22 protein-coding genes are annotated in these 26003 nt (G+C 65.4%); 6 read left to right on the top strand and 16 right to left on the bottom strand.

Features of this window, described 5'->3' with window-relative positions; translation table 11 throughout:
* Position 1 precedes the first annotated feature (1 nt).
* From Q0X68_RS05745 to Q0X68_RS05720, 6 genes are all read right to left on the bottom strand, one after another.
* Positions 2-667 (bottom strand): NAD(P)H-binding protein, encoded by a 666-nt coding sequence (locus tag Q0X68_RS05745; RefSeq protein ID WP_297748833.1) that lies wholly within the window; start codon positions 665-667, stop codon positions 2-4.
* Positions 668-727: 60 nt separating this feature from the next.
* Positions 728-1561 carry an aldo/keto reductase gene (locus Q0X68_RS05740; protein ID WP_297748832.1) on the bottom strand — a complete coding sequence of 278 codons (834 nt, stop codon included), beginning with the start codon at positions 1559-1561 and terminating at the stop codon, positions 728-730.
* A gap of 165 nt (positions 1562-1726) precedes the next feature.
* Positions 1727-2308 carry a TetR family transcriptional regulator gene (locus tag Q0X68_RS05735; RefSeq protein WP_297748831.1) on the bottom strand — a complete coding sequence of 194 codons (582 nt, stop codon included), beginning with the start codon at positions 2306-2308 and terminating at the stop codon, positions 1727-1729.
* The gene (locus Q0X68_RS05730) at positions 2305-3120 is read right to left on the bottom strand and encodes an ABC transporter permease (protein WP_297748830.1); all 816 of its coding nucleotides are present in this window, start codon (positions 3118-3120) and stop codon (positions 2305-2307) included. Before Q0X68_RS05730 ends, Q0X68_RS05735 begins: the two co-directional genes overlap by 4 nt.
* Positions 3117-3857: an ABC transporter ATP-binding protein gene (locus Q0X68_RS05725; RefSeq protein ID WP_297748893.1), complete on the bottom strand. Its 741-nt coding sequence runs from the start codon at positions 3855-3857 to the stop codon at positions 3117-3119. Before Q0X68_RS05725 ends, Q0X68_RS05730 begins: the two co-directional genes overlap by 4 nt.
* 79 nt (positions 3858-3936) lie before the next feature.
* Positions 3937-5073, bottom strand: a complete 1137-nt coding sequence (locus Q0X68_RS05720) for an AAA family ATPase (RefSeq protein ID WP_297748829.1) — start codon at positions 5071-5073, stop codon at positions 3937-3939.
* 134 nt (positions 5074-5207) lie between these two features.
* Between Q0X68_RS05720 and Q0X68_RS05715 the strand changes: the two genes are divergently transcribed.
* On the top strand, positions 5208-6119 hold the full coding sequence (locus Q0X68_RS05715; RefSeq protein WP_297748828.1) for a hypothetical protein: 912 nt from the start codon (positions 5208-5210) through the stop codon (positions 6117-6119).
* A 3-nt stretch (positions 6120-6122) separates the two neighbouring features.
* Here Q0X68_RS05715 and Q0X68_RS05710 read toward each other — a convergent pair whose 3' ends face one another.
* Genes Q0X68_RS05710 through lipB form a run of 4 tightly spaced genes read right to left on the bottom strand, consistent with a single transcriptional unit; the run spans position 6123 to position 10262 of the window.
* Positions 6123-7883, bottom strand: coding sequence for an ABC-F family ATP-binding cassette domain-containing protein (locus Q0X68_RS05710; protein ID WP_297748827.1), 1761 nt, complete (start codon positions 7881-7883; stop codon positions 6123-6125).
* A gap of 1 nt (position 7884) precedes the next feature.
* Entirely contained in the window at positions 7885-8658 is a 774-nt protein-coding gene (locus Q0X68_RS05705) for a DUF4191 domain-containing protein (RefSeq protein WP_297748826.1), read from the bottom strand.
* 15 nt (positions 8659-8673) lie between these two features.
* A complete protein-coding gene (gene lipA / locus Q0X68_RS05700) occupies positions 8674-9603 on the bottom strand; it encodes a lipoyl synthase (RefSeq protein WP_297748823.1) in 930 nt (309 codons plus the stop codon).
* 17 nt (positions 9604-9620) lie between these two features.
* On the bottom strand, positions 9621-10262 hold the full coding sequence (gene lipB / locus Q0X68_RS05695) for a lipoyl(octanoyl) transferase LipB (protein WP_297748819.1): 642 nt from the start codon (positions 10260-10262) through the stop codon (positions 9621-9623).
* Positions 10263-10348: 86 nt separating this feature from the next.
* Between lipB and Q0X68_RS05690 the strand changes: the two genes are divergently transcribed.
* From Q0X68_RS05690 to Q0X68_RS05670, 5 genes are read left to right on the top strand one after another with little or no spacing between them, the layout of a single operon-like run.
* Positions 10349-12958, top strand: a complete 2610-nt coding sequence (locus Q0X68_RS05690; protein WP_297748816.1) for a choice-of-anchor M domain-containing protein — start codon at positions 10349-10351, stop codon at positions 12956-12958.
* The gene (locus tag Q0X68_RS05685) at positions 12955-14547 is read left to right on the top strand and encodes an anchored repeat ABC transporter, substrate-binding protein (RefSeq protein ID WP_297748815.1); all 1593 of its coding nucleotides are present in this window, start codon (positions 12955-12957) and stop codon (positions 14545-14547) included. The genes Q0X68_RS05690 and Q0X68_RS05685 overlap by 4 nt, the downstream gene beginning before the upstream one ends.
* Positions 14544-15581, top strand: coding sequence for a choice-of-anchor M domain-containing protein (locus tag Q0X68_RS05680; protein ID WP_297748812.1), 1038 nt, complete (start codon positions 14544-14546; stop codon positions 15579-15581). Before Q0X68_RS05685 ends, Q0X68_RS05680 begins: the two co-directional genes overlap by 4 nt.
* Complete coding sequence (locus Q0X68_RS05675) at positions 15571-16359, top strand: anchored repeat-type ABC transporter ATP-binding subunit (RefSeq protein ID WP_297748809.1); 789 nt, start codon at positions 15571-15573, stop codon at positions 16357-16359. The genes Q0X68_RS05680 and Q0X68_RS05675 overlap by 11 nt, the downstream gene beginning before the upstream one ends.
* On the top strand, positions 16353-17219 hold the full coding sequence (locus tag Q0X68_RS05670; RefSeq protein WP_197709338.1) for an anchored repeat-type ABC transporter permease subunit: 867 nt from the start codon (positions 16353-16355) through the stop codon (positions 17217-17219). The genes Q0X68_RS05675 and Q0X68_RS05670 overlap by 7 nt, the downstream gene beginning before the upstream one ends.
* Before the next feature lie 16 nt (positions 17220-17235).
* On the opposite strand, the gene Q0X68_RS05665 is transcribed toward Q0X68_RS05670, so the two are convergent.
* The 6 genes from Q0X68_RS05665 to sucB form a co-directional block, all read right to left on the bottom strand.
* Positions 17236-20214 carry a glycoside hydrolase family 2 TIM barrel-domain containing protein gene (locus tag Q0X68_RS05665; protein WP_297748806.1) on the bottom strand — a complete coding sequence of 993 codons (2979 nt, stop codon included), beginning with the start codon at positions 20212-20214 and terminating at the stop codon, positions 17236-17238.
* 27 nt (positions 20215-20241) lie between these two features.
* Positions 20242-21255 carry a LacI family DNA-binding transcriptional regulator gene (locus Q0X68_RS05660; protein WP_297748802.1) on the bottom strand — a complete coding sequence of 338 codons (1014 nt, stop codon included), beginning with the start codon at positions 21253-21255 and terminating at the stop codon, positions 20242-20244.
* Positions 21256-21266: 11 nt separating this feature from the next.
* Positions 21267-22151 carry a carbohydrate ABC transporter permease gene (locus tag Q0X68_RS05655; RefSeq protein WP_297748799.1) on the bottom strand — a complete coding sequence of 295 codons (885 nt, stop codon included), beginning with the start codon at positions 22149-22151 and terminating at the stop codon, positions 21267-21269.
* Positions 22148-22978: a carbohydrate ABC transporter permease gene (locus tag Q0X68_RS05650; protein WP_297748796.1), complete on the bottom strand. Its 831-nt coding sequence runs from the start codon at positions 22976-22978 to the stop codon at positions 22148-22150. The genes Q0X68_RS05655 and Q0X68_RS05650 overlap by 4 nt, the downstream gene beginning before the upstream one ends.
* A gap of 91 nt (positions 22979-23069) precedes the next feature.
* Complete coding sequence (locus tag Q0X68_RS05645; protein ID WP_297748793.1) at positions 23070-24338, bottom strand: ABC transporter substrate-binding protein; 1269 nt, start codon at positions 24336-24338, stop codon at positions 23070-23072.
* 469 nt (positions 24339-24807) lie between these two features.
* Positions 24808-26003 (bottom strand): 2-oxoglutarate dehydrogenase, E2 component, dihydrolipoamide succinyltransferase (gene sucB, locus Q0X68_RS05640; RefSeq protein ID WP_297748790.1); only part of this gene is annotated, 1196 nt, incomplete at its 5' end.

Genomic DNA, 26003 nt, shown 5'->3' with positions numbered 1-26003 from the left:
TTCAGAGGCTCGCTACTGGGTCTGTTCCATCGGTGAACGCAACAAACCTGTCGTCTGGAAGCTGATCTGCTTCAACCAGGTGAGCCAGCACCTGAGCAACCAGTTCCCGGCTCGTGTCCGTGCATTCCGGCACAGCGCTGGTGGGATCGAAGCGCCGCACACCGGTGGGCTCATCGTCATCCGTGAGGGCACCTGGGCCGACGATGGCGTAGTCGAGGTTGGTGCTCTGGAGATGCTGGTCGGCGGCACGCTTGGCCAACACGTAGTGGTGGAAGGGATCATCCTCATCGACGGGGTGCACGAACGACGTCGCGAAACTCACCATCAGGTACCGGGGCTGCCTGGAAGCGCGGGCAGCTGCGTCGATCGACGCGATCGCAGCATCGCGGTCGATGGCATACGTCTGATCAACGCCGTTTCTGCCACCGTTGCCCGCCGCCCAAATGACGACGTCCTTGTCACGCAGCAGCGCATCCCACTCGGCGTCATCAAAGTTGAGCATCTCGGCAATGTGAGGCCGTGCACCACGGGCCACGATGTCAGGCTCATACTCGGTCTTCCGGATGAGCGCTTCCACATCGTGGCCGGCAGTGGCGAGCAAGGGCAGCGTTCGCAGCGCAACCCGCCCGTGGCCACCAATCACGAGGACGTTCTTCGGCATGTTCATATCAACAACCCTACGCGCGGGGACCAATGTGACTCGCGGTGCGCTCGTCGCGGACGGACCTCACCACTCCTCGTGCTCGCGGCTGTCCCAGGCGTGTTCTTCCCCGAGGTCGAGGCTGGCGAGCAGCGCGCGGTCATCGTCGTCGAGCTCGAAATTGAAGGTGGCGTTGGAGGCCTGACGCTCCGGATTCTTCGACTTTGGAATCACGACGATGCCTCGATCAACAATCCACTTCAGCACCACCTGGCGGGGGTCGACGCCATGCTTGGCAGCGATCTTGTGGACGACGAGCTGGTCAAGAAGGCCTTCACGTTTGCCGAGCGGGCCCCATGCCTCGGTGACGATGCCGTGCTCAGCGTGGAACTCGACCGCCTCGTGACGGGCCAGCGCGGGGGAGAGCTGAATCTGATTCATTGCCGGCCACACCCCAGTGGCGTCATGCAACTCGGTGAGCTGCTCGGGGCGGAAGTTCGACACCCCGATGTGGGTGATGGCGCCTTCCTCCTTGAGCTGCACGAGGGTTTCCCACGTCTCGACGGTGAGCCCGCGCGACGGGTTCGGCCAGTGAATGAGCATGATATCGATGGTGTCGACGCCCAGGCGGCGACGGGACTCGTCGACGGCGGTGCGCGTCGCGGCTCGGCCGTGGCTGCCGCCGGCCACCTTCGTCGTGATGAGCACTTCGTCGCGAGGCACGCCGCTTCGACGAATACCCTCGCCGATGGCAGTCTCGTTGTTGTATTGGGCGGCGGTGTCGAGCAGACGGTAACCCTGTTGGAGGGCGGCAGCGACGGCGTCGGCGCCAGGGTTGCCCTGCAGCCCGTACGTGCCGAGCCCGACGAGCGGGATCGGTGTGCCGTCGGCAAAGTTGATGGTTGGGATGGTGAGCGTCACGGTGCCTCCTAGGAATCGGCGTTCGCATCGAGTCTATGTGGTCTCAAACAAGCCAGCCCGCCAGCACTGGGCGTTAGGTGGCAGATCAGCGCCCATAGTTGGGCGGCGATCTACCACCTAAGGTCGGGGAAAGTGTGCGTTGCGCGTGTCAGAGGGCTCCGGCGTTCACCGCTCGTCGCTGAGCTCCCCGGTCAAGTAGTGCTGGACTGCGGGGCCTATCAGCGCCACCACCTGGTCGGCTGTGAGGCTGGCGAGCGGCTCAATGCGCAGCACGTGCCGTGCAAACAACAACCCGGACATCTGCGTAGCAACCAGCGATGCTCTCAGTATCCCGTCCTCATCGTTCGGGAGGTGTTCAACCAATCGCCCCAGGAGCGCCCTCGTCGCGAACTGGCGGACGAGCTGGGAATCGTCGGCGAACGCACGACGCATGATGGCAATCACCCCCTTGCCAGCCTCAGAGGACCACAGCTTTTCGGCGGTGCGAACGATCGTCGCACCTAGTTCGGTGACATCGCCGCTAAACATCTCAGCTGCGATTGCGTCGACCCCGATGGACTGCTCGAGCATGGCCTCAAACAGCCCTTCCTTGGAGCCGAAGTAGTGGCTGATGAGCGCCGGGTCCACTCCCGCTTCCTTTGCGATTGCGCGCATGCTCACAGCATCGAACGACTTCTGTGAGAACAGCGTCGAGGCAGTTTCTAGAATTCTGCGACGGGTCTGCTCACCCTTGGCGGGGGGCGTCATTTGGTCTGCCTCGGCATGGAACGTGCCGCCAGGAACAGTGCCGCCACCACGGCGACGGCGAGCCCTCCGACGCGCCACCACATGCCGGCGCTGAGCTCGGCGTTGGTGAGTATGTCGCGCACCACATCGACAGCCCAGGTCATGGGAAGAAACTTCGCCACTGCTTCTAGCGCGTCGGGCATGTGCTCGATGGGCACAAGCAGGCCACACAGGAAGATCTGTGGGCCGACGAACGCCGGCATGAACTGCACGGCCTGGAACTCCGTCGTTGCAAAAGCGCTCGCGAGTAGCCCAAATGCGACGCCGAACAGGGCGTCGAGCAAGGCAATAACGAAGAGCATGACCCACGGGCCTTCGAGCTCCACTTCGAACGGCCCGAGAATGAGCCAGCCGAGAATCGCTGCTTGTACGAGGGCGAGGACGCCGAACACCGCACCGTAGGAGGCGACGAGGTTCCAGCGCGACAGCGGTGTGGTGAGGATGCGCTCGAGCGTGCCGGACGTGCGCTCGCGCAGCATGGCAACGCTGGTGACGATGAACATGAGGATCATCGGAAGCACCGCGAGCATGATGGGGCCGACGCTGCCGAACACGGGCTTCTGCCCAGGCGGCACGGGAGCGTCGAGGAACACGTAGTAGAGCAACACGAGTAACAGCGGCGGGACGACGAGGATGAGGGCGACGGTACGCCGGTCGTTGCGGAGCTGGGTGGCTATGCGGCCCATCGTCGTGAACGGGTGGCTGCGCCTGCGCGACGATGGCGTTTCGGCAGATGCGCCTGCTGGTGACATGTGGCGAGGGGCGGTGGTCATGCTTGCTCCTTGGCGGTGGAGTGTTTGACGAGGGCGAGGAATGCGTCTTCGGGGTTCGTGGTGCCGGTGCGCTGCTGAATCTCAGCCATCGGTTCGTGGGCGAGAAACCTGCCGTCGCGCATGAGCAGTACAGAATCGCAGCGGACGGCCTCGTCCATCACATGGCTGGAGATCAGCAATGTCGTATCGGAGGCGGCCAGGGAGCGAAAGGTAGTCCAGAGCTCCTCTCGGGTGAGGGGATCGAGGCCGACGGTGGGCTCGTCGAGGATGAGCAGCTCAGGGCGGCCCACGAGAGCACATGCGAGTGAAGCTCGCCCGGCCTGGCCGCCGGAGAGCTGATCCACGCGCCGATCTGCGTAGTCCGAGAGCTCGACGCGCTCGATGGCCATGTCGATATCGTCGCGGCTCGCTCCGACGAGCTGGCCGAAGTGCCTCACATTCGCGCACACTGAGATATCGGTGTAGATGCTGACTGACTGGCTGGTGTAGCCCACGCGATGTCGTAGCGCTTTCTCGCCGGCCGGGAGGCCCAGTACTCGCAGCGAGCCTGACGTGATGTGTTGGACGCCGACGATAGCGCGCATCAGTGTGGTTTTTCCGCAGCCTGACGGCCCAAGCAAACCGGTGATCGACCCTCGAGGAAGGCTGCAAGAAATGCCGTGAAGTATCTCCACTTTGCCTCGTCGGATACGGAGATCCTGCACTTCTACCGCAGGTTCAACACTCGTTGAATTCATCATGTGTTGAACTTTAGTACCGCGCTGTGGAGTGGATCAAACAGGCGCACGAACCCGCACTCGCCAGGGTGACGAAGCGTCAGCGGCGTCCCCATTCCCACTGCGGCTTCGAGAGCAGCCCCTGCCCCTCGACGAGTGTCTCGCCCAGGTCTTTCGTCAGGCGGATGTGTTCGGTGTCGGGACCCTGCTCGAGCGCGGCTGCTAACTCGTCGTTGTGTGTGACGGCGATGATCTGCGTGCGCTGCGCGGCGCTCACGATGAGGCGCGCGAGCGGCTCGATGAGGGAGCGATGCAGGCTCTGCTCCGGTTCGTTCAGCGCGATGAGCGCCGGCGGCCGGGGCGCGTGCAGGGCCGCGACGAGCATGAGGTACCGCAGCGTGCCGTCGGACAACTCGGCTGCCCGCAGTGGGCGCAGCATGCCGGGCTGGGTGAGGGCGACGTCGAACAAGGCGCCGTCGGTGTGGATATGTAGTTCGGACCCGGGGAAGGCGTCGTCGATGAGTGCCCCGACGGGCGCGCTCGCGGCTTCGATGATGGTCTGCAGTGTGGCGGCCAGGTTGCCGCCATCGTCGGACAAGCTGGGGGAGCGGGTGCCGACGTGCGGGCGCCGGGCGGGAGCGTCGGGGTCAGTGCGCAGCCAATCGTGGAAGCGCCAGCTGGCGAGCTCGTCGCGCATGTCTCGCACCACGTCGAGTGCGGTGGCGTCGAGGAGCGACTCGTAGGGGGCCAGCGCTGCGACACGCTGCCAGGCTTCGTCGCGGACTTCCGCCGCGGCGTGTTTGCGGCGGGCAACGATGGTGCTTGGGCGCAGGATAGGCCCTAGCCAGACGGCTTCTCGTTTGATCTCCGGGTCGAGGTTGAACGCGGTACTGCGGCCTTGCTGGGGCAGACCTAGGTCGATGAGGTAGCTGGTGGCCTGCCCGCCCACGCCGATGCGCAGGCTGACGGGCCCGGAGCGCACCGTGCCCTCCACGCGTCCGGTGCGTCTGGCGCCGCTGAGCTGTTCTGGGCCTGCCCATAACACCGACGGGAGCCCGCCCTCTGCGGCGAGGGCCCCGACCACCCCGCCCCGACCGCAGGCTGCCAGCAGGCGAAGGGCCTTGTAGAGGTTGGATTTTCCTGTTCCGTTGCCGCCGGTGACCACGGTGACGCGCCCGAGCGGCAGCACGACGTCGCGCAGCGAGCGGTACCCGGAGACAGCCAATGTCGTGTACATGTGCCCAAGGGTAGGTATGGCCACTGACAGATTGAGACGCCAGACCTTCGACATGGCGAAGATAGATCAAGTTCGTGGCGGGCAGACGCACCACGAACTTGATCTATCTTTGGGTTCAACGGAAAGGTACGGGCATGAAGGTGTCGAAACTGCTGCGGGGCCTGGGGTTTGTTGGGCGTGTCACTGCCGGAACGGCGGCGCAAGGCGCCCAGAGCGTCGCCCGGATCGGCCTGGAGGAGGCTCTCGTCGAGCAGCTCCGCACAGTCGACGGGGTCGTCGAGGCGAGCGTTGACCGCCCAGTGACGGCGGGCGGGCTCGCACGCACCTACCGGGCCCACATCACGCTTCGGCCCGACCTCGACGCGGTGGCGGTGCGACGCGCCGTCGAACAATGCAAGACGATCTTCGACGAGGGCCGCGCCCGCAGCATCCTGGACCCACGGCTAGAAGTCACGCTGCCCGCCAGTGCCGCCACCGTGCTGCTCAAACTCTCCCGGTGGAAGCAACGATGGACCAGCCCCGTCGACGACACCGCGCTGCAAACACTGCTCGACGAAGCGCGCATCGGAGGCGGATCCGCTGAGGCCAGCGACGGCAACGTGCGCCTTCGCTTCACCGCTTCGCTTGATGCGGTATCGCCTCTGCTCCTCACGGCGCGCCCCGACGGTGCTCGCGCCTGGTTACGCTCGTGGGAGCGCGACGACGCCCGCGTCGTGGTGCGCTCCGCGCCCGAACCGATACCGCTGCAGCCCACGCTGTTCACCTCGCTTGTGCACGCAGACGTCCAGCGCATAGACGTATCCCCGGAAGCCCGACGATGCACATTGCACCCACGCGATGAGCCGGACGAGCGCCAGGTCGCAGACTGGCTCACCTGCTGGCGCGAATCAGTCACGGACGTCGAGGCGTGGGAGGTCGTCGTCGCTACCGTCGGCGCGTGGTGTGTGGCGCCCAGCGGCGTCGAGGTGTTGGAGCAGCCGCACACGTCGGAGGAATGGCACGCCCGCAGCGCCCGCATCGCCGCCATGCTCAGCGACGGTGCGTAACGGCTACTGCGCTGCCTCTAGCCAGGCTTCCTCGATGGCGTCCCGCCGAGACTCAGCGTCTTGCAGCTCGGCATTGAGCGTGGCTAGGCGTTCGTAGTTCGTTGCAGCCGCCGCCATCTGCTCGTGCAGCTCGGCGATCTCTCGCTCGACCTTGTCGAGCTGGCCTTCGAGCTTCGCCAATTCCTTCTTGCGCGCACGCTCTTGGGCAGCGTCGGAAGGCTGCTTCTGCTTCGCCTGCGGGGCGGGCTCGTTCGCCGCCTCCACCGCCGCACGCCGGCGTGCCAGGTATTCGTCGACCCCACCAGGCAGTAGCCCGCACGTGCCGTCGCCGAGCAGCGCGTAGGTGACGTCGGTGACGCGCTCCAGGAAGTAGCGGTCGTGGGAGACGACGATGAGCGTGCCCGGCCAGGTGTCGAGGTAGTCCTCGATGACGGTGAGCGTGTCGATATCGAGGTCGTTCGTCGGTTCGTCCAAGATGAGCACGTTCGGCTCGGTGAGCAGCAAGCGCAGGAACTGCAGCCGTCGCCGCTCGCCGCCGGAGAGATCTCCGATGCGTGCGACGAGCTTGTCGCCGGTGAACCCGAATTCCTCCAGCAGATTGGATGCACTGGCCTCGCGCCCGGTGGCGAGCTTGGTTTCCTGCTTGAGCCGCTGCACGGATTGCAGCACCCGATCGTCGTCATCCAGCTCGCCAACGGCCTGCGAGAGGTAGGCCAAACGGATGGTCTGGCCGCGCTTGATCTTGCCCTGGCTAGGGGAGCGGAGCCCCGCGAGCAGATCCAACAGCGACGTTTTCCCCGCCCCGTTCACGCCTACGAGCCCGATGCGCTCGCCAGGGCCGATCGACCAATCCAGGCCCTGCAGCAGACGCTTGCCGCCCACCTCGTAGCTCACGTTGATGAGGTCAAAGACGTCCTTGCCCAGGCGCGCGGTCGCGAACCGCTCCAGCTGCAGCTTGTCGCGTGGCTCCGGCTCGCCCTTGATGAGCTCGTTGGCGGCCTCGATGCGGAACTTCGGTTTCGACGTGCGCGCCGGCGCCCCGCGCCTGAGCCATGCGAGCTCCTTGCGGGCCAGATTCTTCCGACGAGCCTCGTTCGCCGCCGCCTGGCGCTGGCGTTCCACGCGAGCCAGCACGTAGGCCGCGTAGCCGCCGTCGTAGGCGTCGACCATGGCGTCGTGCACCTCCCAGATCCGGGTGCACACCACATCGAGGAACCAGCGGTCGTGGCTCACGACGAGCATCGCCAGCCCTGCGCGGGTGCGTTCGGCAAGATGCCCTGCTAGGAACGCGATGGCCTCGACGTCGAGATGGTTCGTGGGCTCGTCGAGCACGAGGAGGTCGTGCGGGCCGAGGAGCACGGAGACCAGCCCCACGCGACGGCGCTCGCCACCCGAGAGCTCACCTAGCGGGCGGTCGAGATCAATGCCAGGCAGTAGCGCTTCGACGACGGCGCGCTGCTCGGCGTGACGGGCGAACACGTGGTCGGGCTCGCCGCCGAGGGCGACGTCGCGGATGGTGTCGGTGTCGTCGCCAATGTGTTGCTGGCCGAGCGTGCCGATCGATGCGGAGTTGGAGACGGTCACCCGCCCTGCATCGGGCGTGAGCGAGCCGGTGAGGATGCGCAACAGCGTGGATTTGCCGTCGCCATTGCGCCCGACGACGCCCACGACGTCCCCGGCTCCCAGGCCGAGGGAGACGTCGTCGAGGAGAATCCTGGTGCCGAAGCCGTGCGTGATACCTTCGGCGTTGACGATATTGGCCACGTCAGTGGCCGCGCATGGCCTTGCGGGCACCCTTCATATTCATGGGCCCCTTCGGAATCGGCATCTTCGGGCGCATCGCGTCGAGCGACTTCAGCCGCTGGCGCGTCTCCTGGATTTGCGAATCCGTCAGCTGCTTGGGCAGCTTCTTGATGTGGTCGGTGAGCTTCGAAAGCGGCACCTGACCAGCCCCATTGCCCATCTGGATGACCTGCGCTTGGACGCCGTAGAGGATCTGGTCGTGCTTCTTCTTTTCGCTCGCGAGCATCTGCTTCAGGCGCCCCGGCTCGCCGTCACCAATCAGGATCAATCCGCCGGGGCCAACGGTGCGGTGCACGACGTCGAGCTGACGGTTCGCGGCAACACCGGGGGTGGAGAACCACTTCTTCTCCGGGAGCATCGACAGGGCGACCTCAGCTGACCCGGCCTGCCCCTCGTAGCGGGTGATGGTGGCTTTCTTTGCGCGTTGCGTGAGCACGATCGTCATGCACATGATGCCGGTCATGACGGCAAGCACGCCCCACAACACGATGCCGAGCCAGCCGTTCGACAGCCAGATCGTCAGGCCGAGGATGATGGCGAAGGGGATGAGGAAAGCGAGCGCGAGGTACAGCGGCAGCTTCGGGTCTTGCTCCTTGGTGACCCGGTAGACCTCCCTGATCTGTTTGACCATGCCCCAGTCTTTGGGGTCGGAGGAATTCTTTTTCGCCAGCTTCCTCGCCTTGGCCTCCGCCTTCTGCTTGGCCGCTAGCGCCTTCGCGCGTTCACTTTTCGCCATGGTGCCTTTCCGAGCTCACTTCTTCCGAGCTTCCATCGCGGTTCGGTACAGCCGACCCGCGCGATACGACGACCGGACCAGCGGCCCGGACAGCACACCAGCGTATCCGATCTGTTTGGCCTCCTCCGCCAGCTCATCGAACTCCTGCGGCGTCACCCAGCGGTCGATGGGCAACAGCGTCGGCCCAGGGCGCAGGTACTGCGTGATGGTGATGAGTTCCGCGCCTGCATCGTGGAGATCCTGCAACGCCTGGGAGATCTCGTCGCGGGTCTCACCCATGCCGAGGATGAGGTTCGACTTGGTGACGAGCCCCTCGTCGCGGGACATGCGGAGCACGTCGAGTGAGCGCTCGTAGCGGAAACCGGGGCGGATGCGCTTGAAGATACGGGGGACTGTCTCGACATTGTGCGCGAACACCTCGGGCTTCGCGTCGAGCACCTGGTGCACGAGCTCTCGCTTGCCCGAGAAATCGGGCGCGAGCATCTCTACACCAACACCGGGGTTGACCTGGTGGATCTGGCGGATCGTTTCGGCGTACAGCCACGCGCCCTCATCTTCCAGATCGTCGCGGCACACACCGGTGACGGTGGCGTAGCGCAGCCCCATCTTCTTCACAGATGCGGCGACGCGTAGCGGCTCGGTCGGGTCGTAGCCCTCAGGCTTCGCGGACGTGATCTGGCAGAAATCGCAGCGACGGGTGCACTGGTCGCCGCCGATCAGGAACGTCGACTCCCTGTCTTCCCAGCACTCATAGATGTTGGGGCAGCCCGCCTCCTGGCACACGGTGTGGAGGTCGCCCGACTTCACGATGTGCTGCAAATCGTTGTAGTTGGGGCCCATCTTCGCCTTGGTGCGGATCCACTCCGGCTTGCGCTCGATGGGGGTCTGGGCATTCTTGGCCTCAACTCGAAGGAGTTTCCGGCCCTCAGGCTTCACGGCAGTCACGATGCAACCCTACTCAATCAGTCCGCGAAAGAAAGCGCTGCGGTGAGGTGGGGGCGAATATCGCGGGCAACCTGCTGCACCGTCCACTCGCCGGGGAGCTCTTCTTCGATCGACGTGACATCCGCGTCCTCGATGCCACAAGGGATGATGTTGCCGAAGCGCTCGGCGCTGGAACGCACGTTCAGTGCGAAACCGTGCAGCGTGGTGCGTTTGCTCACGCGCACTCCGATGGCGCATATCTTGCGCTCGAGCCTGGTGGGGGTGGCGGGCAGCCACACCCCGGTGCGGCCGGCGACGCGACCGGCAGCGATGCCGTACTCGTCCAGCAGGTTGATGATGGCTTCCTCGAGTTTGCGCACGTGGTCGACCACACCCATGCCCTCTGCGAGGTGGACGATGGGATAGCCGACGAGCTGCCCCGGCCCGTGGTACGTGATGAGGCCGCCGCGGTCGGTGTCGACCACCGGCGTGCCGTCGCGCGGCTTCATCTCGTCGGTGGTGCGACGCCCGGCGGTGTACACCGGAGGATGCTCGACGAGTAACACGTGCCCGCCGCGCTTCCCGGCGGCCACTTCGTCGTGAATGGCGCGCTGGTACTCCCAAGTCTCCATGTACTCCGCGTCGGCTGCCCCCAAACCGAGCTCCTCGAACGTCAGCATTCGAACATCCTACGCCCGTTGAACTTGAAAACCACCCGGAGCTAATGATAATGATTTTCATGAATGCCAGAGATTGGAAGTGACACATGAGCATACGAAGCAGCGCGCCCGCCGCCTGGCGGGCCGTGGCCATCAGCTTGATCGCCGCGCTCCTCGCCGTGGCTGTGCCGACGGCAGCGAGAGCTGACAGCGCCCCGCTCATCCTCGACAAGGGACACGTTGATGCGTTCAACGTGACGGTGAAGAACGGTGCACTGCAACTGAACCTTAAGGAAGACGCGACGGGTAGCCACGTGCAGCGCGCGCCTGAGAGCGTCGAACTCCACGTGAAATCCGCAGCGCTGCAGGACATCCCCGATGGGGTTCCCGGCGCACCCAAGGCCTACTGGCTGCCCATGACGCAGGATCAGAACCTGCTGTGGCCGGGTTGGGACACCCTAGGCATCCAGGGCACGGGCTTCGATCAGGCCGTCGATTTGGTGTTCCAGGACGTCAAGGGCCCGGGCAATGTGCATCTGTTCAGCACCGGCTCCTTCGGCGGTGTTGAGCCGCTGCTCGAAGGCGGCACGCTGGATCTGAAGAGCGGCGCCGTCCGCAAGCAGACTTTCCCTGCCCACACGCACGCCCACTGGATATTCACCAAGCCCGGCGTCTACAAGCTCAAGGTGAAAGCTGCGGGCACGAAGAACGGCAAGAAGGTGGAGTCCGCCTCGCAGCAGTACGTGTTCACCGTCGGCGATGAGTTCCGCGGCAAGGGATATGCCACCGACGCGCCCAAACCCAAGCCTTCGCCGAAGCCAAGCGTGAAGCCGACGGTGAAACCTTCGCCCGTGCCCTCGGTGAAGCCTTCGCCGAAGCCGACCGCGGAACCGACGGCCAAGCCGACAGCCAAGCCTTCGGTGAAGCCGACTGCGAAGCCCACGTCGAAGCCTGTGCCAACTGCCAAGCCGTCGCCCAAGCCCGCGCCGACTGTGAAGCCTGCTCCCAAGCCTGCGCCGCAGGCGATGACGGTGTTTGACCGCGGCCACGTCGATGCATTCAATGTCACGGCCAAGCAGGGCGCGCTGGCGTTGGATCTCAAGGAAGACATCACGGGCTCCCACGTTCGTAGAGACCCGGCCAAGGTGGAACTCCACGTGAAGTCTGCCGCCTGGAACGAGAAGATTCCGGCCGGATGGCCAGGCGGCCCGAAGGGGTACGCGCTGTCCATGACGCAAGATCCGAACCTCCTGTGGCCAGGCTGGGACACGCTCGGCACGCAAGGCGGCGGCGTCGATCCGAAGGTGACGCTGCGCTTCCAGTCCGTCGAAGGCCCGGGAGCCGTCCACGTCTACGGGCAGACCTCATTCGGTGGTCCGTCGGCGCTGCTGGATGGCAACCAGTACCAGCTTGTCGACGGGGCGACGCTTCCCGTGAATGCCCCGGCGCACGTGCATGCGAACTGGATTTTCGCCAAGCCAGGTGTCTACAAGTTCACCGTCGTGGCGGAAGGTACCGCGGGTGGCAAGGCTGTGAACTCTGAGCCGAAGACCTACACGTTCACCGTCGGCGACCAGTTCCGCGGCAAGGGCAACGCGGACGCATCCACCGGTGACGGCAAGGCCCAACCTCCGGCAAGCGCCCCTGATCGCAATGATGCTGACAAGACGGGCGGCAAGCCCGCAGGCGAGCATCCCGCAGGCGGGTCGGCGCCTTCGACGAGCACACCGTCGGACAACGCACCCACCATGAAGCCAAGCCTGGGGGAGTGCAAGAAGCACACCAACGTGCGTCCCGCCACGAAGGAAGAAATCGCCGCTGCCAAGACCGCCAAGCAGCCCTCGGGGCCAGGCGGCAAGTCCGGTGGCTCGGTGACGATCCCCGCCAACACCCATGTGCACCCGAACTGGGTGTTCTCCGCTCCGGGTGACTACGCGCTCACTGTGAAGATGTCCACCACGTCGAAGTCCGGCCAGCCCATGGCGACGACGTCCACCCTCCGCTTCAAGGTGGGGTCCGGTGGGCAAGGCGCGACGAACGGTCACTTCGACTTCGGACCCAAGATCGAGGGCGGCAAGCTCGTCCCATCGCTCAAGGACGACCGCAAATCTCCCGCACAGTGGGTCGACCCCGCGTCGCAGACGTTCATCGTCGGCAACGCGGCCAAGGCCACGGCTCCCGCCGGCATCGACTTTGTGGCCAGCAAGGGCAGCCCGGTGTGGATGATTGCATCCGCGCAGGTATCGGGTGTGCCGTGGCTCGGGGCGAACACCATGCACGAATCCCTGCTAGCTGGAAGCACCGGCGAGGTGCGTTTCTCCCTCGTCAGCGCCTCCGGGCCGGGCAAGGTAGGGGTGTTCACCTCTGGAAACTTCGGTCAGGTGGTGGACCAGCTGTGGTTCACCAAGTCTGGCGGAAGCGCACCGCAATCCAAGCCAGCAGGCAAGCTTGCTTCCTCCCAAGCTGAAGCCGGCGACGGCGGTGTGTTCATGAAGGATGGCAAGGCCATGATCAACGAGGTCACCTGGGCCTACGCCAACGGCTCACCGTGCAAGCCGGGCGCGGGTATGCCTCAGTCGGGCGCTGACGGCGCAGAGGTGCTTCCCCCTGCCTCCGCTGGGTCAGCTTCCTCCGCAAGTGCGGCATCGACGGCGGCTGTTGCGCTGCTCACCTTCATCGGTGCGGCCGCCGTGCTTGCCCGCCGGGCCAACCGGTGAGCAAGTGGCTGAAGGCGGCGGCGGTGGGGCTTGCCCTCACCGTCGCCGTCGTGGCGCCTGGACGTTCACCGTCGGCTGCATCAGACGGGCGCCTCACCGTCGTCGCCACCACAGGCATTCTCGCTGACCTCACTGAAGGAGTGGCGGGCGACGCTGCGCAGGTGGTGGCACTCGTGCCGCCTGGCGCAGATCCACACACCTACGAGCCGAGCCTTAGAGACGTGCGCAGCATCGTCAACGCCAAGCTCGCGTTCTCCAACTACCTGATGCTGGAAGAGCAGTCGCTCATTCGTTCCATCGACGCGAACCTTCCCCGCAACGCGACACACATTGCGCTCGCGGAGGAAGCCAGCGGGTACTCCGCGGAAATCATTCCGCTGGTAGAAAACCACTCGCTCGACACCGTGTGGCTCGGATTGCGTGTGCATGGCACGAAGCCTGGCGCCACCCGCTCGTCGGCGGTGGAGATGGCTCTCGTGGAAGCCGACGGCCCGGGCGGGGCGCACGGCTTCGTCACCGGCACCTTCGGGCAGCCCCAGAGCGTCTTTAATAGCGCGGACGGGCTCGACTCGTCGAAGGGTTTCGACGGCGACCGCACGACGCTGCCGATGGACGCCCACACGCACATGAGCTGGGCATTCACGAAGCCGGGCGTGTACCACTTAACGTTTCGCGCCCAGTACTTGAGCAACCCCAGCGCGCGGCCAGTTGACGCCATCACCGGCACGCTCACCGTCGCGGTGGGCGTCGACCCCGCATCGACGGGCAAGAAGGTGGTGCTGTCTGAGGGGCACGCGGACATCACGGCAGACCTCTCGGCGGGACGGCTGCAACTGTTCACTGACAAGGAGTCCGACGGCGCCGGCGCCCCGCCCGGAATGGGTGCGGTGCCCGTCGAAGACGTGGTGATTTCGGTGCCGCCGAAAGCCCTCATGCCGGTGCCAGGAGACCCCGCGTACCGCTTCATCGCCCGTCCTGGTCAGGATGTGTACCAGCTTCCGCAGGCCGTGCTCGGGCGGCACGTGCACGGCGAGATCGACCCGCACCTGTGGCAAGACGTCCGCAACGCGCAGGCCTACGTCCAGGTCATCCGGGATCAGCTCATCAAGGCCGACCCTGCCAACGCGCAGACCTACCGCGCCAACGCCGAGAAGGAGATCGCGGAACTCGATGAGGTGCACGACTACGTACAGCGATCCGTCGACTCCATTCCAAAGCGCAACCGCCACCTCGTCACCACCCACGACGCGTACGGCTACCTCGCCCACCGGTACGGCCTCGACATCGCCGCGGTGGTGGCCCCGTCGCCCGTGCAGGAACCGTCACTGGCAGACCGACGCCGGCTCACCCGCACGCTGACCGACCTCGGCGTGCCCGCGGTCTTCGTCGAACCGAACGCCAGCCAGCAGGCAGGCGCTCTGCGCGAAGCGGCGAACCACACAGGTACCGCCATCTGCCAGATCTGGGGCGACGCCTTCACGCCAGAGGTGTCGACCTACGCAGACATGATGCGGGCCAACGCAGATTCACTCGCCCGCTGCTTGGGCGGTACACCGCTCGGCAACCACGACACAAAGGACAACCAATGAGACGTACGCTCCTCGCCGCAGCAGCGGCCTTCCTCGCGCTGATGCCCACGATCGGGCACGCGGACGAGACCACGCCGTCACCCGATCTCGGCTCCGACGAACCGGGCCTCCAGCAGCGCGTCGAATCCGACGAGGCGATGGGCGAGGGGAACGTGACGATCGGTGAAGGCCACGTCGACCTCGGCCCGCGTCTCATCGACGGTAAGTGGACCTTCCTCGCCCGCGACGACACCGCGAAGCTGCAGGGCGGTAAAGCCGTGTGGCGCAAGCTCGACGACGTCGTGTTCAAGGTGCATGACAAGGCCAAACTGTCGCTGCCAGAGGGCGACGAGTACGCCTTCACCGGTGCGAAGGCCGGCGACGAGGTATGGGCCGTGCCGCAGACCGAGGCGCCGGGTGTGGTCTGGCTCGGGTGGAACACGCAGGACCCGGAGGTTGTGAAGAGCACCGAGCGCGGTGTCACGCTGCGCATCCTCGAAGCGAAGCAGATCGACGGCGACGGCACCCTGACGCTGTTCCTCCAGCCGGGCAACTTCGCCCCGCCGCAGGTGCTATTCGACGGCAAGCAGCCAGGCGACATCTGGGTGGACCTCAACACCCACACGCACGCTAACTGGGTGTTCACCAAGCCCGGCACGTACCTGGTGAAGGTGGCCATCGACGCCACTGGTACCGACAAAACCGAGCGCTCCGCCGAAGCCGTACTGCGATTCAGCGTGGGCGACAGCACCGACGAGCAAGCCGCGAGGGACGCAACGTGGCCGGGCGCCGAGTCCTCGGACAAGGGGGACGCGAGCGCGTCGGACAGCCCCTCTGCTGCGCCGTCTGCAGCGTCGACTGGCGCGGCATCGAAGGGCACCGAATCCGCCAAGCCAGCAGCGCAAGAGGATGCGAACGAACAAGCCGACGGTGCCTCGTCACTGCCCTGGGTGGCTGGCGGGGTCGCGCTGGTGGTTATTGCAGGCGTGGTCGTGGCGCTCGTGATGCGCAGGCAGAAGCGCATGACCGACGAGGTATTCAACGATGCCGAGTGACACCGCCGCACTGAGCGTGCGTGACCTCAGCGTGACGCTTGGCGGACGCCGAGTACTCACGGACGTGAACCTCGACCTGGAGACGGGGGGCGTGCACGGACTGCTGGGCCCCAACGGAGCCGGCAAGACGACGCTCTTCCGCGCCATTATGCGCCTGATCCCCGCGTCGTCGGGAACCATCGCCACACCCCGCGGCGTGGGGTACGTGCCGCAGCGCCACGACGTGATGTGGGACTTTCCCATCACCGCCCAGGAAGTGGTGATGACGGGCCTCACCCGCGACATCGGTTTCCTGCGCCTGCCTCGACGGCGGCACGTGCAGGCCGTGGCGGAGGCGCTGCAGCGGGTGCGCATGACGGACCTGCGCGCCCGCCCCATCTCCGAGATGTCCGGTGGCCAGCGTCAGCGCGTGATGATCGCCCGCGCACTGGCCCGGCACCCAGGATTGCTGCTGCTCGACGAGCCGTTCACCGGCCTCGACATGCCTACGCAGGAGCTGCTCACCGGGCTATTCGCCGAACTCGCCGCGGAGGGGACGACGCTGCTCATGTCGACGCATGACCTCACCCACGCCATCGTCGCCTGCGACCGTCTCACGCTGCTCAACAAAGAAGTCATCGCCACCGGGCACCCCGACGCGCTGCGTCAGCCCGATCTGTGGATGCGCACCTTCGACGTGTCAGCGCACTCTCCGCTGCTGAAACAGGTGGGCATGGTGCACCACGCGACGAACACCCACCAGCACGCACATCCGGAATTGGAGGCTGAGGCATGCTGACCCCACTGGATTTCCTCTCCGACCTCACCAACCCCATGCTCGCGTTCTTGCCGAAGGCGCTGATCGTGTCGGTGCTGGCGGCCGCCGTGTGCGGCGTGATCGGCTCGCACGTGGTGCTGCGCGGCATGACGTTCATCGGCGACGCGGTCTCCCACTCCGTCTTTCCCGGCATCGCCGTGGCGTTCGTGCTGCAGGGGTCGCTCGTCGTGGGCGGCATCGTCGCGGGCGTAGTCACCGCCGTGTTGATCGCGGTGTTCTCGCAGACCAAGCGCCTGCGGGAGGACTCGGTGATCGGCGTGTTCTTCGTCGCAGCATTCGCGCTGGGCATCGTCGTCATTTCGCTCTCGCCCGGCTACGCGGGCTCGCTGACGTCATTCCTCTTCGGTTCGATCACCGGCATTCCTGACGAGGCCGTCTGGTTCTCGCTCGCCATGACCATCGGCGTGCTCGCCGTGGCGATGGCGCTGCACAAGGAACTCGTCGCCGTGAGCCTCGACCGGGAGTACGCGCGCTCGCTGGGCATGCCGGTGCTGGCACTCGACATTGCGCTGTACGTGCTGGTGACCCTCGCCGTCGTGATGAGCATCCAGACCATCGGCAACGTGCTGGTGCTCGCGCTGCTGGTGACGCCCGCTGCGTCAGCACGAATGCTGACCGACCGCCTCGTTCCCATGATGCTCACCGCAGCTGGAATCGGAGCGGTGAGTGCATTCGTCGGGCTGTACCTGTCGTGGGCGCTCGACGTACCCACCGGCGGCACGATCGTGCTGGTGTGCACGGCGATGTTCTTGCTGGCCTGGGCTTTCGGGCCCAGGCACGGCCTGCTCGCGCGGGCAAAACCCGTTGCGAGGGCCGCCTGAACTCCGTGTGCTGTGCTCAGCGCCCGACGACGAACCCGAACTCGGCGTTGCGCGGCCACAGCTGATAGCGCGGTAGTACGTCGGGGCCGCACGAGCGGCTGCCCAAACCGTGCTGGAACGCGTCGAGGTACAGGTGCACGCCGCGGCTGGGCGGCAGCTCGTGCGGGTGCTCCGCTGCCGTCAGCTCGTGGGCGTCGTGGCGCAGCAGCGAGAAGCCCGGCAGGTTGGGGCCGAAGGTCTCGAAGCGCAGCGGGTGGCTGGCGCCGTCGATGGTGAGCCGACGAAGCCCCTCGCGGTGGCCGGTTTCCTGCGGACGCGAGTAGGGGAAGGCCAGCTCGTCGATGGAGGCCTCGTAGGCGCCAACGACGGCTGCCGCCCGCGAATCCGGGTAGTTCTCGCCAGGGCCGCTACCGAACCAGGATGCGCGCTCGAAGGCTCCGGGCAGCATCATGTGGTAGCCGATGCGCGGCCACGTCACGTCGGTGCGTGGGCGGATGGGCGCGACGAGGATGTGGCAGCGAGCGCCGTCGTCGGCCACCGCCCAACGGTAGGTGACCTCGGCGCCGTGCCTACCCTGGGCCGGGATGAGGCGCTCCACGACGACGAACTCGTCGCCCACCACTTCCGCGCGGGTGGTGCGGCGAATCAGTCGGTCGAGGCCCTGATCGCGCCAGCGTTCCGCTGACGACGGAGCTGCTTCCCCGACGCCGCGAGTGGTGTGGTAATCGCCCACCTCGTAGGAATTGAAGTCCCCAAGGGAATCGTTATCGGTCGGGGGACGCCACAGCTCCACCACGGCATCCTCGACGGCGTGGTCACCCAGCGCGAGGAGCCGCCCGGTGCGCGCGTCGAGGGTGGCCGGGCCCACCTGCACGTCGGCGGCAATGAGTGGGGTGGCCGTCGGGCGCGGGGCGCGCGGCACAGGGGTGTCATCGAGGCGCTGCTGCGCCACGAACACTGGGTGCCCGGCGGGCGCCCAGGGGCGCTCGTCGCGTTCCTCGATGCAGACGGTGAGGAACGACTGCGGCGCGGTAAGAGCTTCGTCGGGGAGCGTCGGGAGCGGGAAGGTGGCGCTGGTATTGGCGGCAACCTCGAAGCCGTCTATGACGCCCTCGGAGCGCACCTCGCCATCCACCTCCCAGTGCCAGCGTGCGACCAGGTGGTCGGTGCCGACGGCGTGGTAGCGGTTGTGCACGGTGAGCTCGTCGCCGATCTCGACCACGACGGGGGAGAAGTGCTGCTTCACCTCGGCCATCGCGGGCGACGGGGTGCCGTCGGCGTGCACCAGGCCGTCCATGACGAAGTTGCCGTCGTGGATGACTTCGCCGAAGTCGCCGCCGTAGGCGTAGAACGGGGTGCCGTCGGGGGTGTGCGTGGCGAGCCCGTGGTCGCGCCACTCCCAGATGAAGCCTCCGTGCCAGCCGGGGAGCGTTTCGAACGCCTCGACGTACTCGCCGAGGCTGCCCGGCCCGTTGCCCATGGCGTGCACGAATTCGCACAGCATCTTCGGCTTGTTGCGCAGGCTGGATTCGGGGATGTGGCGCTCGTGTTCGGTGGTGGTTTGCCCTTGCGACAAGGCCTCGAGCTCCGGAATGGGGCTGTACATGCGCGAGACGACGTCGGTGTAGGCGGATTCGTAGTCGCTCTCGTAGTGCACGGGGCGGGTGGGGTCCAGACGGTGCGTGGCGTCGGCCATGGCGGCCAGGTTCGCTCCGCTGCCCGATTCGTTGCCCAAGCTCCACGCGATGATCGACGGATGGTTGCGGTCGCGGTGGATCATGCGCTCCATGCGCTGCACGTACGCGTCGCGCCAGTTGGGATCGTCGCTGGGGTTGTTCTCCCAGCCGACGAAGCCGAACGCGTGGGTCTCCAGATCGCATTCGTCGATCACCCAGAAGCCCAGCTCGTCGGCGAGGTCGAGCAGGCGGGGGTGCGGCGGGTAGTGGCTGGTGCGGATGGCGTTGAGGTTGTGGCGCTTCATCAGCAGCATGCCCTCGCGGCAGTCTGCCTCGTCGAAGACGCGACCCTTCTTGGGATGGAATTCGTGGCGGTTCACGCCTCGCAGCCTGATCGGAGTGCCGTTCACGAGCCACTGGTCACCGCGGATCTCGACGGTGCGGAACCCGACGCGTTCGGTGACGCGATCCGTCGCGTTGGAGAGCTCGACGGTGGTGAGCGCTGGGCGGTCGGGGCTCCAGGGGGTCACGTCGTCGATGGTGATGGGCTGCACGTCGGCAGGCGAGTTCCAGGTGACGTCGACGTCGAGCTCGGCTGCCTGGACGCGCACCGGGAAGGCGTCGTCGGGCACTTTGACGGTGAGCGTGCCGGAGCCGGTGGCGTGATCGTAGGCGGCGTCCACCCAGTGATCGGTGATGCACCCTGCGGGGCGCGCGACGAGGGTGACCGAGCGGAAGATGCCGGGCAGCCACCACTGATCTTGGTCTTCGACGTAGGTCTGCGCCGACCACTGCGCGACGCGCACGTGCACGGTGTTCGTGCCGGGGCGTACCACGTCGGTGATGTCGAGCTCAGAAGGCAGCCGCGAGCCGCGCAGCACTCCGACGTGCTGACCGTTGACGGCGACGATGCCGAGCGACTCCACACCGTCGAAGCGAAGCAGTACCTGCTGGTGTTGGTCCCAACCTTCCGGCAGCTCGAACGTGCGACGGTGGTCGCCGATGGGGTTCTCGTCGGGCGCGTGCGGCGGGTCCATGGGGATGGGCAGGTTGATGTTCGTGTACGCCGGCCGCCCGTACTTGCCGTCGCCTTCGAGCACCCAGTGGCACGGCAGGGTGAGCTCGTCCCAGGCGCTGTCGTCGTAGTCTGCGGCGTCGCAGTCAGCGGGCGCCTCCGCCACGCTGGGGGACAGCAGGAAGCGCCAGGTGCCGTCGAGGGAGTAGCTGTACGGCTCGTCGCGTCGCCAGGCCCTGGGCGGAACGCCATCGCCGGGGGTGGTGGACTCGAGAATGCGGCGGGTTTCGTCGGGAGTCGACATGGGTTTCCTTTCCGAAAGCAAGGACGTTCAGCGGGCTGGATTGAGAGTGGAATCACGCACGACGAGGTGTGTCGGAAACAAGCGGTGACCGGGGTCCTTACCTGCGATCATGGACTGCAGCATGAGGATCGCCTGTTCCCCGACGTGCTGGATGGGTTGATGGATGGTGGTCAGCGCGGGCATGAGATCCCGGCTAATCTCGTGGTCATCGAAGCCGACGACTTGCACGTCGTTTGGGATGCGCTTTCCATGAGCCTCGAGGCTACGGTATGCACCGGCAGCCATGCGATCCGATGCGCAGAAGACGGCATCGATATCCGGATGGTGTTGGAGTAGGTCCTCCATCGCCGCGGCACCCGAGGTGGGGCCGTAGTCCCCGTGGCGGACGAGCCGGGGATCGAAATGGGCGCCGAGCCCCGAGCGTGCCCCCTTGAGCCGGAACTCGGCGCCGGGTGCATCCTCCGGGCCGGTGATGATCGCCACCCGGCGGGCACCGCAGGCCAGCAGATGCTGGGCGGCTGCGGTGGCGCCGGTGAGGTCGTCGATCGTCGCCGTGCGAACGTTCGGCCCCAGGAACCGCTCGGAGAGCCGACCGCACACGGCAACGGGGAGATCCGCGGCAATGATGCGGTCTAACAGGGGGTCGGTCATGTGTGGCGTCAGGTGCACCACGCCGTCGATACGGCGACGGTCGAGGAATGGGGCGGTCCTTCGTCGTTCCACTTCGCTACCTGCGAGCAGGAGCAGGAGCGCGTCCGAGCTGTCGCCGAAGCCCTCCGATACTCCCTTCACGAGTTCGTGAATGGTCGGATCGTCGAACAGTTCGTCGGAGGGTTGCGTGAGCAGTACTGCAACGGCATGGTTGCGGCCGGAGGCGAGCGCGCGGGCGTGGGAGTTGAGGCGATAGCCCGTCTGCTCAACCGCCTCGTTGACCGCTGCACGTGCAGCTTCGGAGACGTTCGACGCACCGTTGAGCACACGGCTCACAGTGCCACGAGAAACCCCCGCGACTCGTGCGACGTCCTCGATCGTGGTGCTCATGCGAATTGTTCCTATCCCTTCGTTGAGCCCAGCGTGAGGCCGGCGACGAACTGCTTCTGCAGGATGAAGAACACTGCAAGTACCGGTAGGGCGGCGATGATGGATCCTGCTGACAGGAGATTGTAATCCGTGAAGAACGCGCCCTTGAGGTTGTTCAGAGAACTTGTCACAGGGAACTTGTCTCCCGACTGCATCAGCACCGTCGCCCAGAAGAACTCATTGTAGATCCACGCGGTCTGCAGTGTGGCCAGGGCGGCGAGTGGCGGCCGTAGCAGCGGGATCGTCAGCCCCGCGAACTGTGTCCAGATGGATGCGCCGTCGAGCATGGCGGATTCGTAGATCTCCTTCGGCAGCGTCTTGATGTAGTTGCTGAGCACGAAGGTACAAAACCCGGTCTGGAACGCCACGTTGACGATGATGACGCCTAGGTGCGAGTCCAGCAACGAGCCGGAGGACGAGAGCCAATAGGGCAGCTCCACTGCTCGGAACATGCGGTAGATGGGGATCAGGAGGGACTGTGGCGGCAGGAGGTTGGCCGCGACGAACACCGCCAACATGGAGAGGTTGAAGCGGAAGCTGTAGCGGGCCAGCACGAAGCCGGCACACGAGGAGAGGACCAGTGTCAGCACGACAGCCGTGAGCGTGATAATGGCCGAGTTGATGAAGCTGTTGGTGAATCCGCCCCGCTCCCAGGCCTGTACGTAGTTATCCAGTGTGAATCCACCGAACGATAAGTATCCGTGCTGCAGGGTGTAGCTGTAATCGCGGAACGAGTTGAACAGTGCCCAAAGCAGCGGGAACAGCCATAGGAGAGCCATGATCATTAGGAAGATCTGAAGGAGGATACGCATCGGGCGATTGCCCTGGTTGCGTTTGCCGGCGGTGGTTGTCGTCATGACTCTTCTCCCTTCATGACCACTCGGAGTTGGATGACGATGAAGATGGAACTGATCAGCAGCATGATCGTCGCCAGCGCAGAGCCGAAGCCGATACGACTGGCCTCACCGACGACGTTGGTGGTGACCAGCGTCGAGATCAGCTCCAGTCCGTTGCGGCCACGGTTGATGATCCACGCGATGTCGAATGCCCTCAGCCCCTCGATGAAGGTGATGGTCAGCACGATGATGTTCACTGGACGCATCACCGGGAAGATGATCTGCAGGTAGGTCTTGGTCTGACTGGCGCCGTCCATGCTGGCAGCCTCACACAGGCTTGGGTCGACGCCCTTCAGCCCTGAGAGGTACAGCAGCATGATGTAGCCGGTGTGGCGCCACCCGTTGGCGATGATCGCCGCCCACAGGTTGATGGAGGAATCCCCGTACCAGTCGATCGACGTGCCCAGCAGCGCGTTCAGCAGACCTTGGTCGCGGCTGTACATGAGTTGCCAGACGAATCCGACGAGCGCTGCGGACAGGACCACGGGAAGGTAGAACGCTGTTTGATAGAAGCGGGTGCCGCGCAGTTCCTTGTCCAGAAAGACCGCGAAGAGCATCCCCAGCGGAGTAAACACCGCGAAGAGGACGAGCAGCCACAGCACGTTGTGCCACAGCGCAGGCCAGAAGGGAGGGTATATGGTGGCCAAGTCCACGTAGTTCTGGCCACCCACCCACTTGATGTCTGAGAGCCCGCCGATGCCGTCCCAGGACGTCATCGACAAGGCAACGGTGATCAGGGCCGGTCCCCAGACGAGTCCGACCACAACGAGGACCGGGATACCCAGCATTAGGCTCAGGACTACCTTGTCTGTCCTGGACAGGAGAAGGTTGCGGTGTCTCCGTCGTTTGTCAGTGGTGTTGCTCATGGATGGGTTCCTGTCACTCGTTCCCGAAGATCGACTTCTTCTGGGCCTCGACGTTGGTGAGGATGGAGTCGATCTGTGCAGGGTCCTTGACAAAGGACTGCAGCGCGGGGCCGACGACAGTGTTGGCGAAGTCAGGGCGCGAGTCGCGATCCAAGAACTGCGAAATAGCCTCGGCTTGCTCAATGATCGTCACGGCCTTCTTCTGAAGTGCGTTGTAGGTGCTCTGGTCGGCCTTTGAATTGGCGGCGATCACCGAAGGATCGGACTTGACCGTGACGTCGACTGCCTCGGGTGTGGCGAGGTACGCGAGCAGCTCCTTGGCGAGCTTCTCGTTCTTGGGCTTAGCTGCCATCATGAAGCCATCGACGGGGGCTTCCACCACTTTGGCGCCGATCTTAGAATCGAACTCAGGGAAGACGAAGAAATCGAGGTCGTCCTCCAACCCAGCCTCAGCGAACTGCTGCTGCAGGAACATGCCCATCACGTAGACGCCGGACTTGTTCTGGATGAGGCCCTGTGCGGCCTCCTGCCAGGTGCGTCCCAGCGCGTCCGGCTGGTGGAATGCCAGAAGCTCCTTCCACGCCTTGAACACGTTCTTGACCTGTTCCCCATCCCAGGCCTCCTGACCAGCCATGAGCGAGACGTGGTAGTCGTAGCCATTGACGCGCAGGTTCAGCATGTCGAATGTGCCCATAGCCTCCCAGCCATCCTTGTCTGCGAAGGCGATGGGGGTGATGCCGTCCTTCTTCATCTGTTCGGAGAGGGTGAGCCACTCGTCGATTGTCTTGGGCTCGGAGTAGCCGCGTTCCTTGAACAGGCTGGGACGGTAGAAGACGGCCCATGGGTAGTAGGTGCTGGGAATGAAGATCTGTCGACCCTTGGAATCCGAGGACGCGACCTTCATCGAGTCAGGCATGCCCTCGATCTTCTCCCAGACGTCTGAGAGATCGCCGATGAGCCCCTTATCCGCGAAGTTACGGGCGCGGTAGCCAGCAAACCAGGTGAACGTGTCGTCGGGATTCCCTTGGAGATAGTTGTTGACTCCCTCCTTGAAAGTCTCGTGCTGGATCGTGTTGATCTTCACTTCACCCTGCTTGAAGCCAGCCATCATCTCGGCGAAGGCCTTTTTAGGGACGTCATCGGACTGGTACGAGCCCATGGTGACGACGCCGTCTGGGTTGCTGGGTCCCGACCCGCAGGCAGACAGCAAGGAAGTGCCTGCGACAAGACCGGTCGTACCGAGAAAACCACGGCGAGAAACTGGAGTGTGCGGTGTGAGCATGTGATCCTCCTTTGGATCGATATGGGAGCGCTCCAATAACGTGACGCGCAAAGATGGCGTGATTCACGGAGGGAGCAGATGGTTCTTGAGTTGTGACGGGCTATTGCTGCACATCTCTGTGTGAGCGCTCCCACAGTAGCATGGCGTGTTCCCTTGGCGTCAAGGGGGATCGTATTGGCCCACGGGTTGCACGACAGCTCGCCCCGCCCAGGCACCTGCAACCTGTGCGGCAACAGAGCGGATCATGTGTCACCTGCTTCCCGACGGTGCCTCGTCACCGCTAGGCAGGTGACACATGTTCCGGGACAGAGCCGCACAGGTTGCCCCTGCCTGCGTAGCGGTTGCCCCTGCCGGGGGTAGGCAGCACGCGCACACCCGACGGGGTCCGCGCCGGGCCGGCGGGGTGTCAACAAAGCGGCGGGCGGCCGGGGAAAGCCCCAGACCGCCCGCCGTGAACGCAATCGCGAGCTTAGAGCCCGAACTCGGCTCCGAAGTCGCCCTCCTCCAGGCGCGCCTTGATGGCGGAGAGGAAACGGGCGGCGACGGCACCGTCGATGATGCGGTGATCGTAGGTGAGCGAGAGGTACATCATGTCGCGCACGGCGATGCTGTCAGTGCCGAACTCGTCGGTTACCACCACGGGGCGCTTCACGAGCGCACCCGTGCCGAGGATGGCTACCTCAGGCTGGTTGATGATCGGCGTGTCGAACAGGCTGCCAGCCGAACCGTAGTTCGTGATGGTGAACGTGCCGCCGGCCAGCTCGTCGGGGCCAACCTTGCCCTCGCGGGTGCGAGCGCCGAGGTCGCCGATCTTGCGGGCCAGGCCGGAAACGTTGAGGTCACCGGCCTCCTTGATGACGGGCACGAGCAGGCCGCGCGGCGTATCCACGGCGATGCCGATGTTCTCCGCCTCAGCGTAGGTAACCGTGCCGGCCTCGAAGTCCACCGTCGAGTTCACGACGGGGAACGCCTTCAACGCTTCCACCGTCGCTGCCGTGATGAACGGCAGGTACGACAGCGACGCGCCCTCGCGGGCCTTGAAGTCGTCCTTGGCCACCTTGCGGATGCGGCTGATGGCGGTCATGTCCACCTCGACGGTGGCGGTGAGCTGCGCAGCCGTGGCCAGCGACGCGGTCATGCGCTCGGCGATCACCTTGCGCAGACGCGACAGCTTCTCCGTCTTGCCGCGCAGAGCCTGTGCCTCGGCGCTGGGCTCGGGCTTCGCGGGTGCCGCCTTCGCCGGAGCCGGGTTGGCAGGCGCCGCGGCCGGGGCCTGCTGCGCAGGAGCCTTCGCGGCATCAAGCACATCCTGCTTGCGGATGCGGCCACCCACGCCGGTGCCCTGCAGCGAGGTCAGATCGACGCCGTGCTCCTTGGCGAGCTTGCGCACCAGCGGAGTGACGTAGGTGCCATCCGACGACGCCTCAGCAGCGCGGCGGGCAACGGCGGCCTCGACGGCGGGGGAGTGCTCAACCTTCTCCTGCTTGGGTTCAGGCTTGGGCTCGGGCTTCGGTTCTGGTTTCGGCTCAGGCTTGGGCTCCGGCTTCGGCTCGGGTTCAGGAGCGGCTTCCTCCTCAGGAGCGTCGGCCGAGCTGTCGCCGTCGGAGGGTTCCCCGACGATGGCGAGCACAGCGCCTACTTCGGCGACGTCGTCTTCTTCGAAAC

Origin of the sequence: uncultured Tessaracoccus sp. (assembly GCF_947286155.1) — a bacterium.
Taxonomy (GTDB): domain Bacteria; phylum Actinomycetota; class Actinomycetes; order Propionibacteriales; family Propionibacteriaceae; genus Arachnia.
This window is presented reverse-complemented; position numbering and strand designations above follow the sequence as displayed.

Excerpts from the sequence above, each read along its gene's own strand:
- Q0X68_RS05745 (WP_297748833.1), bottom strand. The coding sequence starts at position 667 with ATGAACATGCCGAAGAACGTCCTCGTGATTGGTGGCCACGGGCGGGTT.
- Q0X68_RS05735 (WP_297748831.1), bottom strand. The coding sequence starts at position 2,308 with ATGACGCCCCCCGCCAAGGGTGAGCAGACCCGTCGCAGAATTCTAGAA.
- Q0X68_RS05730 (WP_297748830.1), bottom strand. The coding sequence starts at position 3,120 with ATGACCACCGCCCCTCGCCACATGTCACCAGCAGGCGCATCTGCCGAA.
- Q0X68_RS05725 (WP_297748893.1), bottom strand. The coding sequence starts at position 3,857 with ATGAATTCAACGAGTGTTGAACCTGCGGTAGAAGTGCAGGATCTCCGT.
- Q0X68_RS05720 (WP_297748829.1), bottom strand. The coding sequence starts at position 5,073 with ATGTACACGACATTGGCTGTCTCCGGGTACCGCTCGCTGCGCGACGTC.
- Q0X68_RS05715 (WP_297748828.1), top strand. The coding sequence starts at position 5,208 with ATGAAGGTGTCGAAACTGCTGCGGGGCCTGGGGTTTGTTGGGCGTGTC.
- Q0X68_RS05705 (WP_297748826.1), bottom strand. The coding sequence starts at position 8,658 with ATGGCGAAAAGTGAACGCGCGAAGGCGCTAGCGGCCAAGCAGAAGGCG.
- lipB (WP_297748819.1), bottom strand. The coding sequence starts at position 10,262 with ATGCTGACGTTCGAGGAGCTCGGTTTGGGGGCAGCCGACGCGGAGTAC.
- Q0X68_RS05690 (WP_297748816.1), top strand. The coding sequence starts at position 10,349 with ATGAGCATACGAAGCAGCGCGCCCGCCGCCTGGCGGGCCGTGGCCATC.
- Q0X68_RS05680 (WP_297748812.1), top strand. The coding sequence starts at position 14,544 with ATGAGACGTACGCTCCTCGCCGCAGCAGCGGCCTTCCTCGCGCTGATG.
- Q0X68_RS05675 (WP_297748809.1), top strand. The coding sequence starts at position 15,571 with ATGCCGAGTGACACCGCCGCACTGAGCGTGCGTGACCTCAGCGTGACG.
- Q0X68_RS05670 (WP_197709338.1), top strand. The coding sequence starts at position 16,353 with ATGCTGACCCCACTGGATTTCCTCTCCGACCTCACCAACCCCATGCTC.
- Q0X68_RS05665 (WP_297748806.1), bottom strand. The coding sequence starts at position 20,214 with ATGTCGACTCCCGACGAAACCCGCCGCATTCTCGAGTCCACCACCCCC.
- Q0X68_RS05660 (WP_297748802.1), bottom strand. The coding sequence starts at position 21,255 with ATGAGCACCACGATCGAGGACGTCGCACGAGTCGCGGGGGTTTCTCGT.
- Q0X68_RS05655 (WP_297748799.1), bottom strand. The coding sequence starts at position 22,151 with ATGACGACAACCACCGCCGGCAAACGCAACCAGGGCAATCGCCCGATG.
- Q0X68_RS05650 (WP_297748796.1), bottom strand. The coding sequence starts at position 22,978 with ATGCTGGGTATCCCGGTCCTCGTTGTGGTCGGACTCGTCTGGGGACCG.
- Q0X68_RS05645 (WP_297748793.1), bottom strand. The coding sequence starts at position 24,338 with ATGCTCACACCGCACACTCCAGTTTCTCGCCGTGGTTTTCTCGGTACG.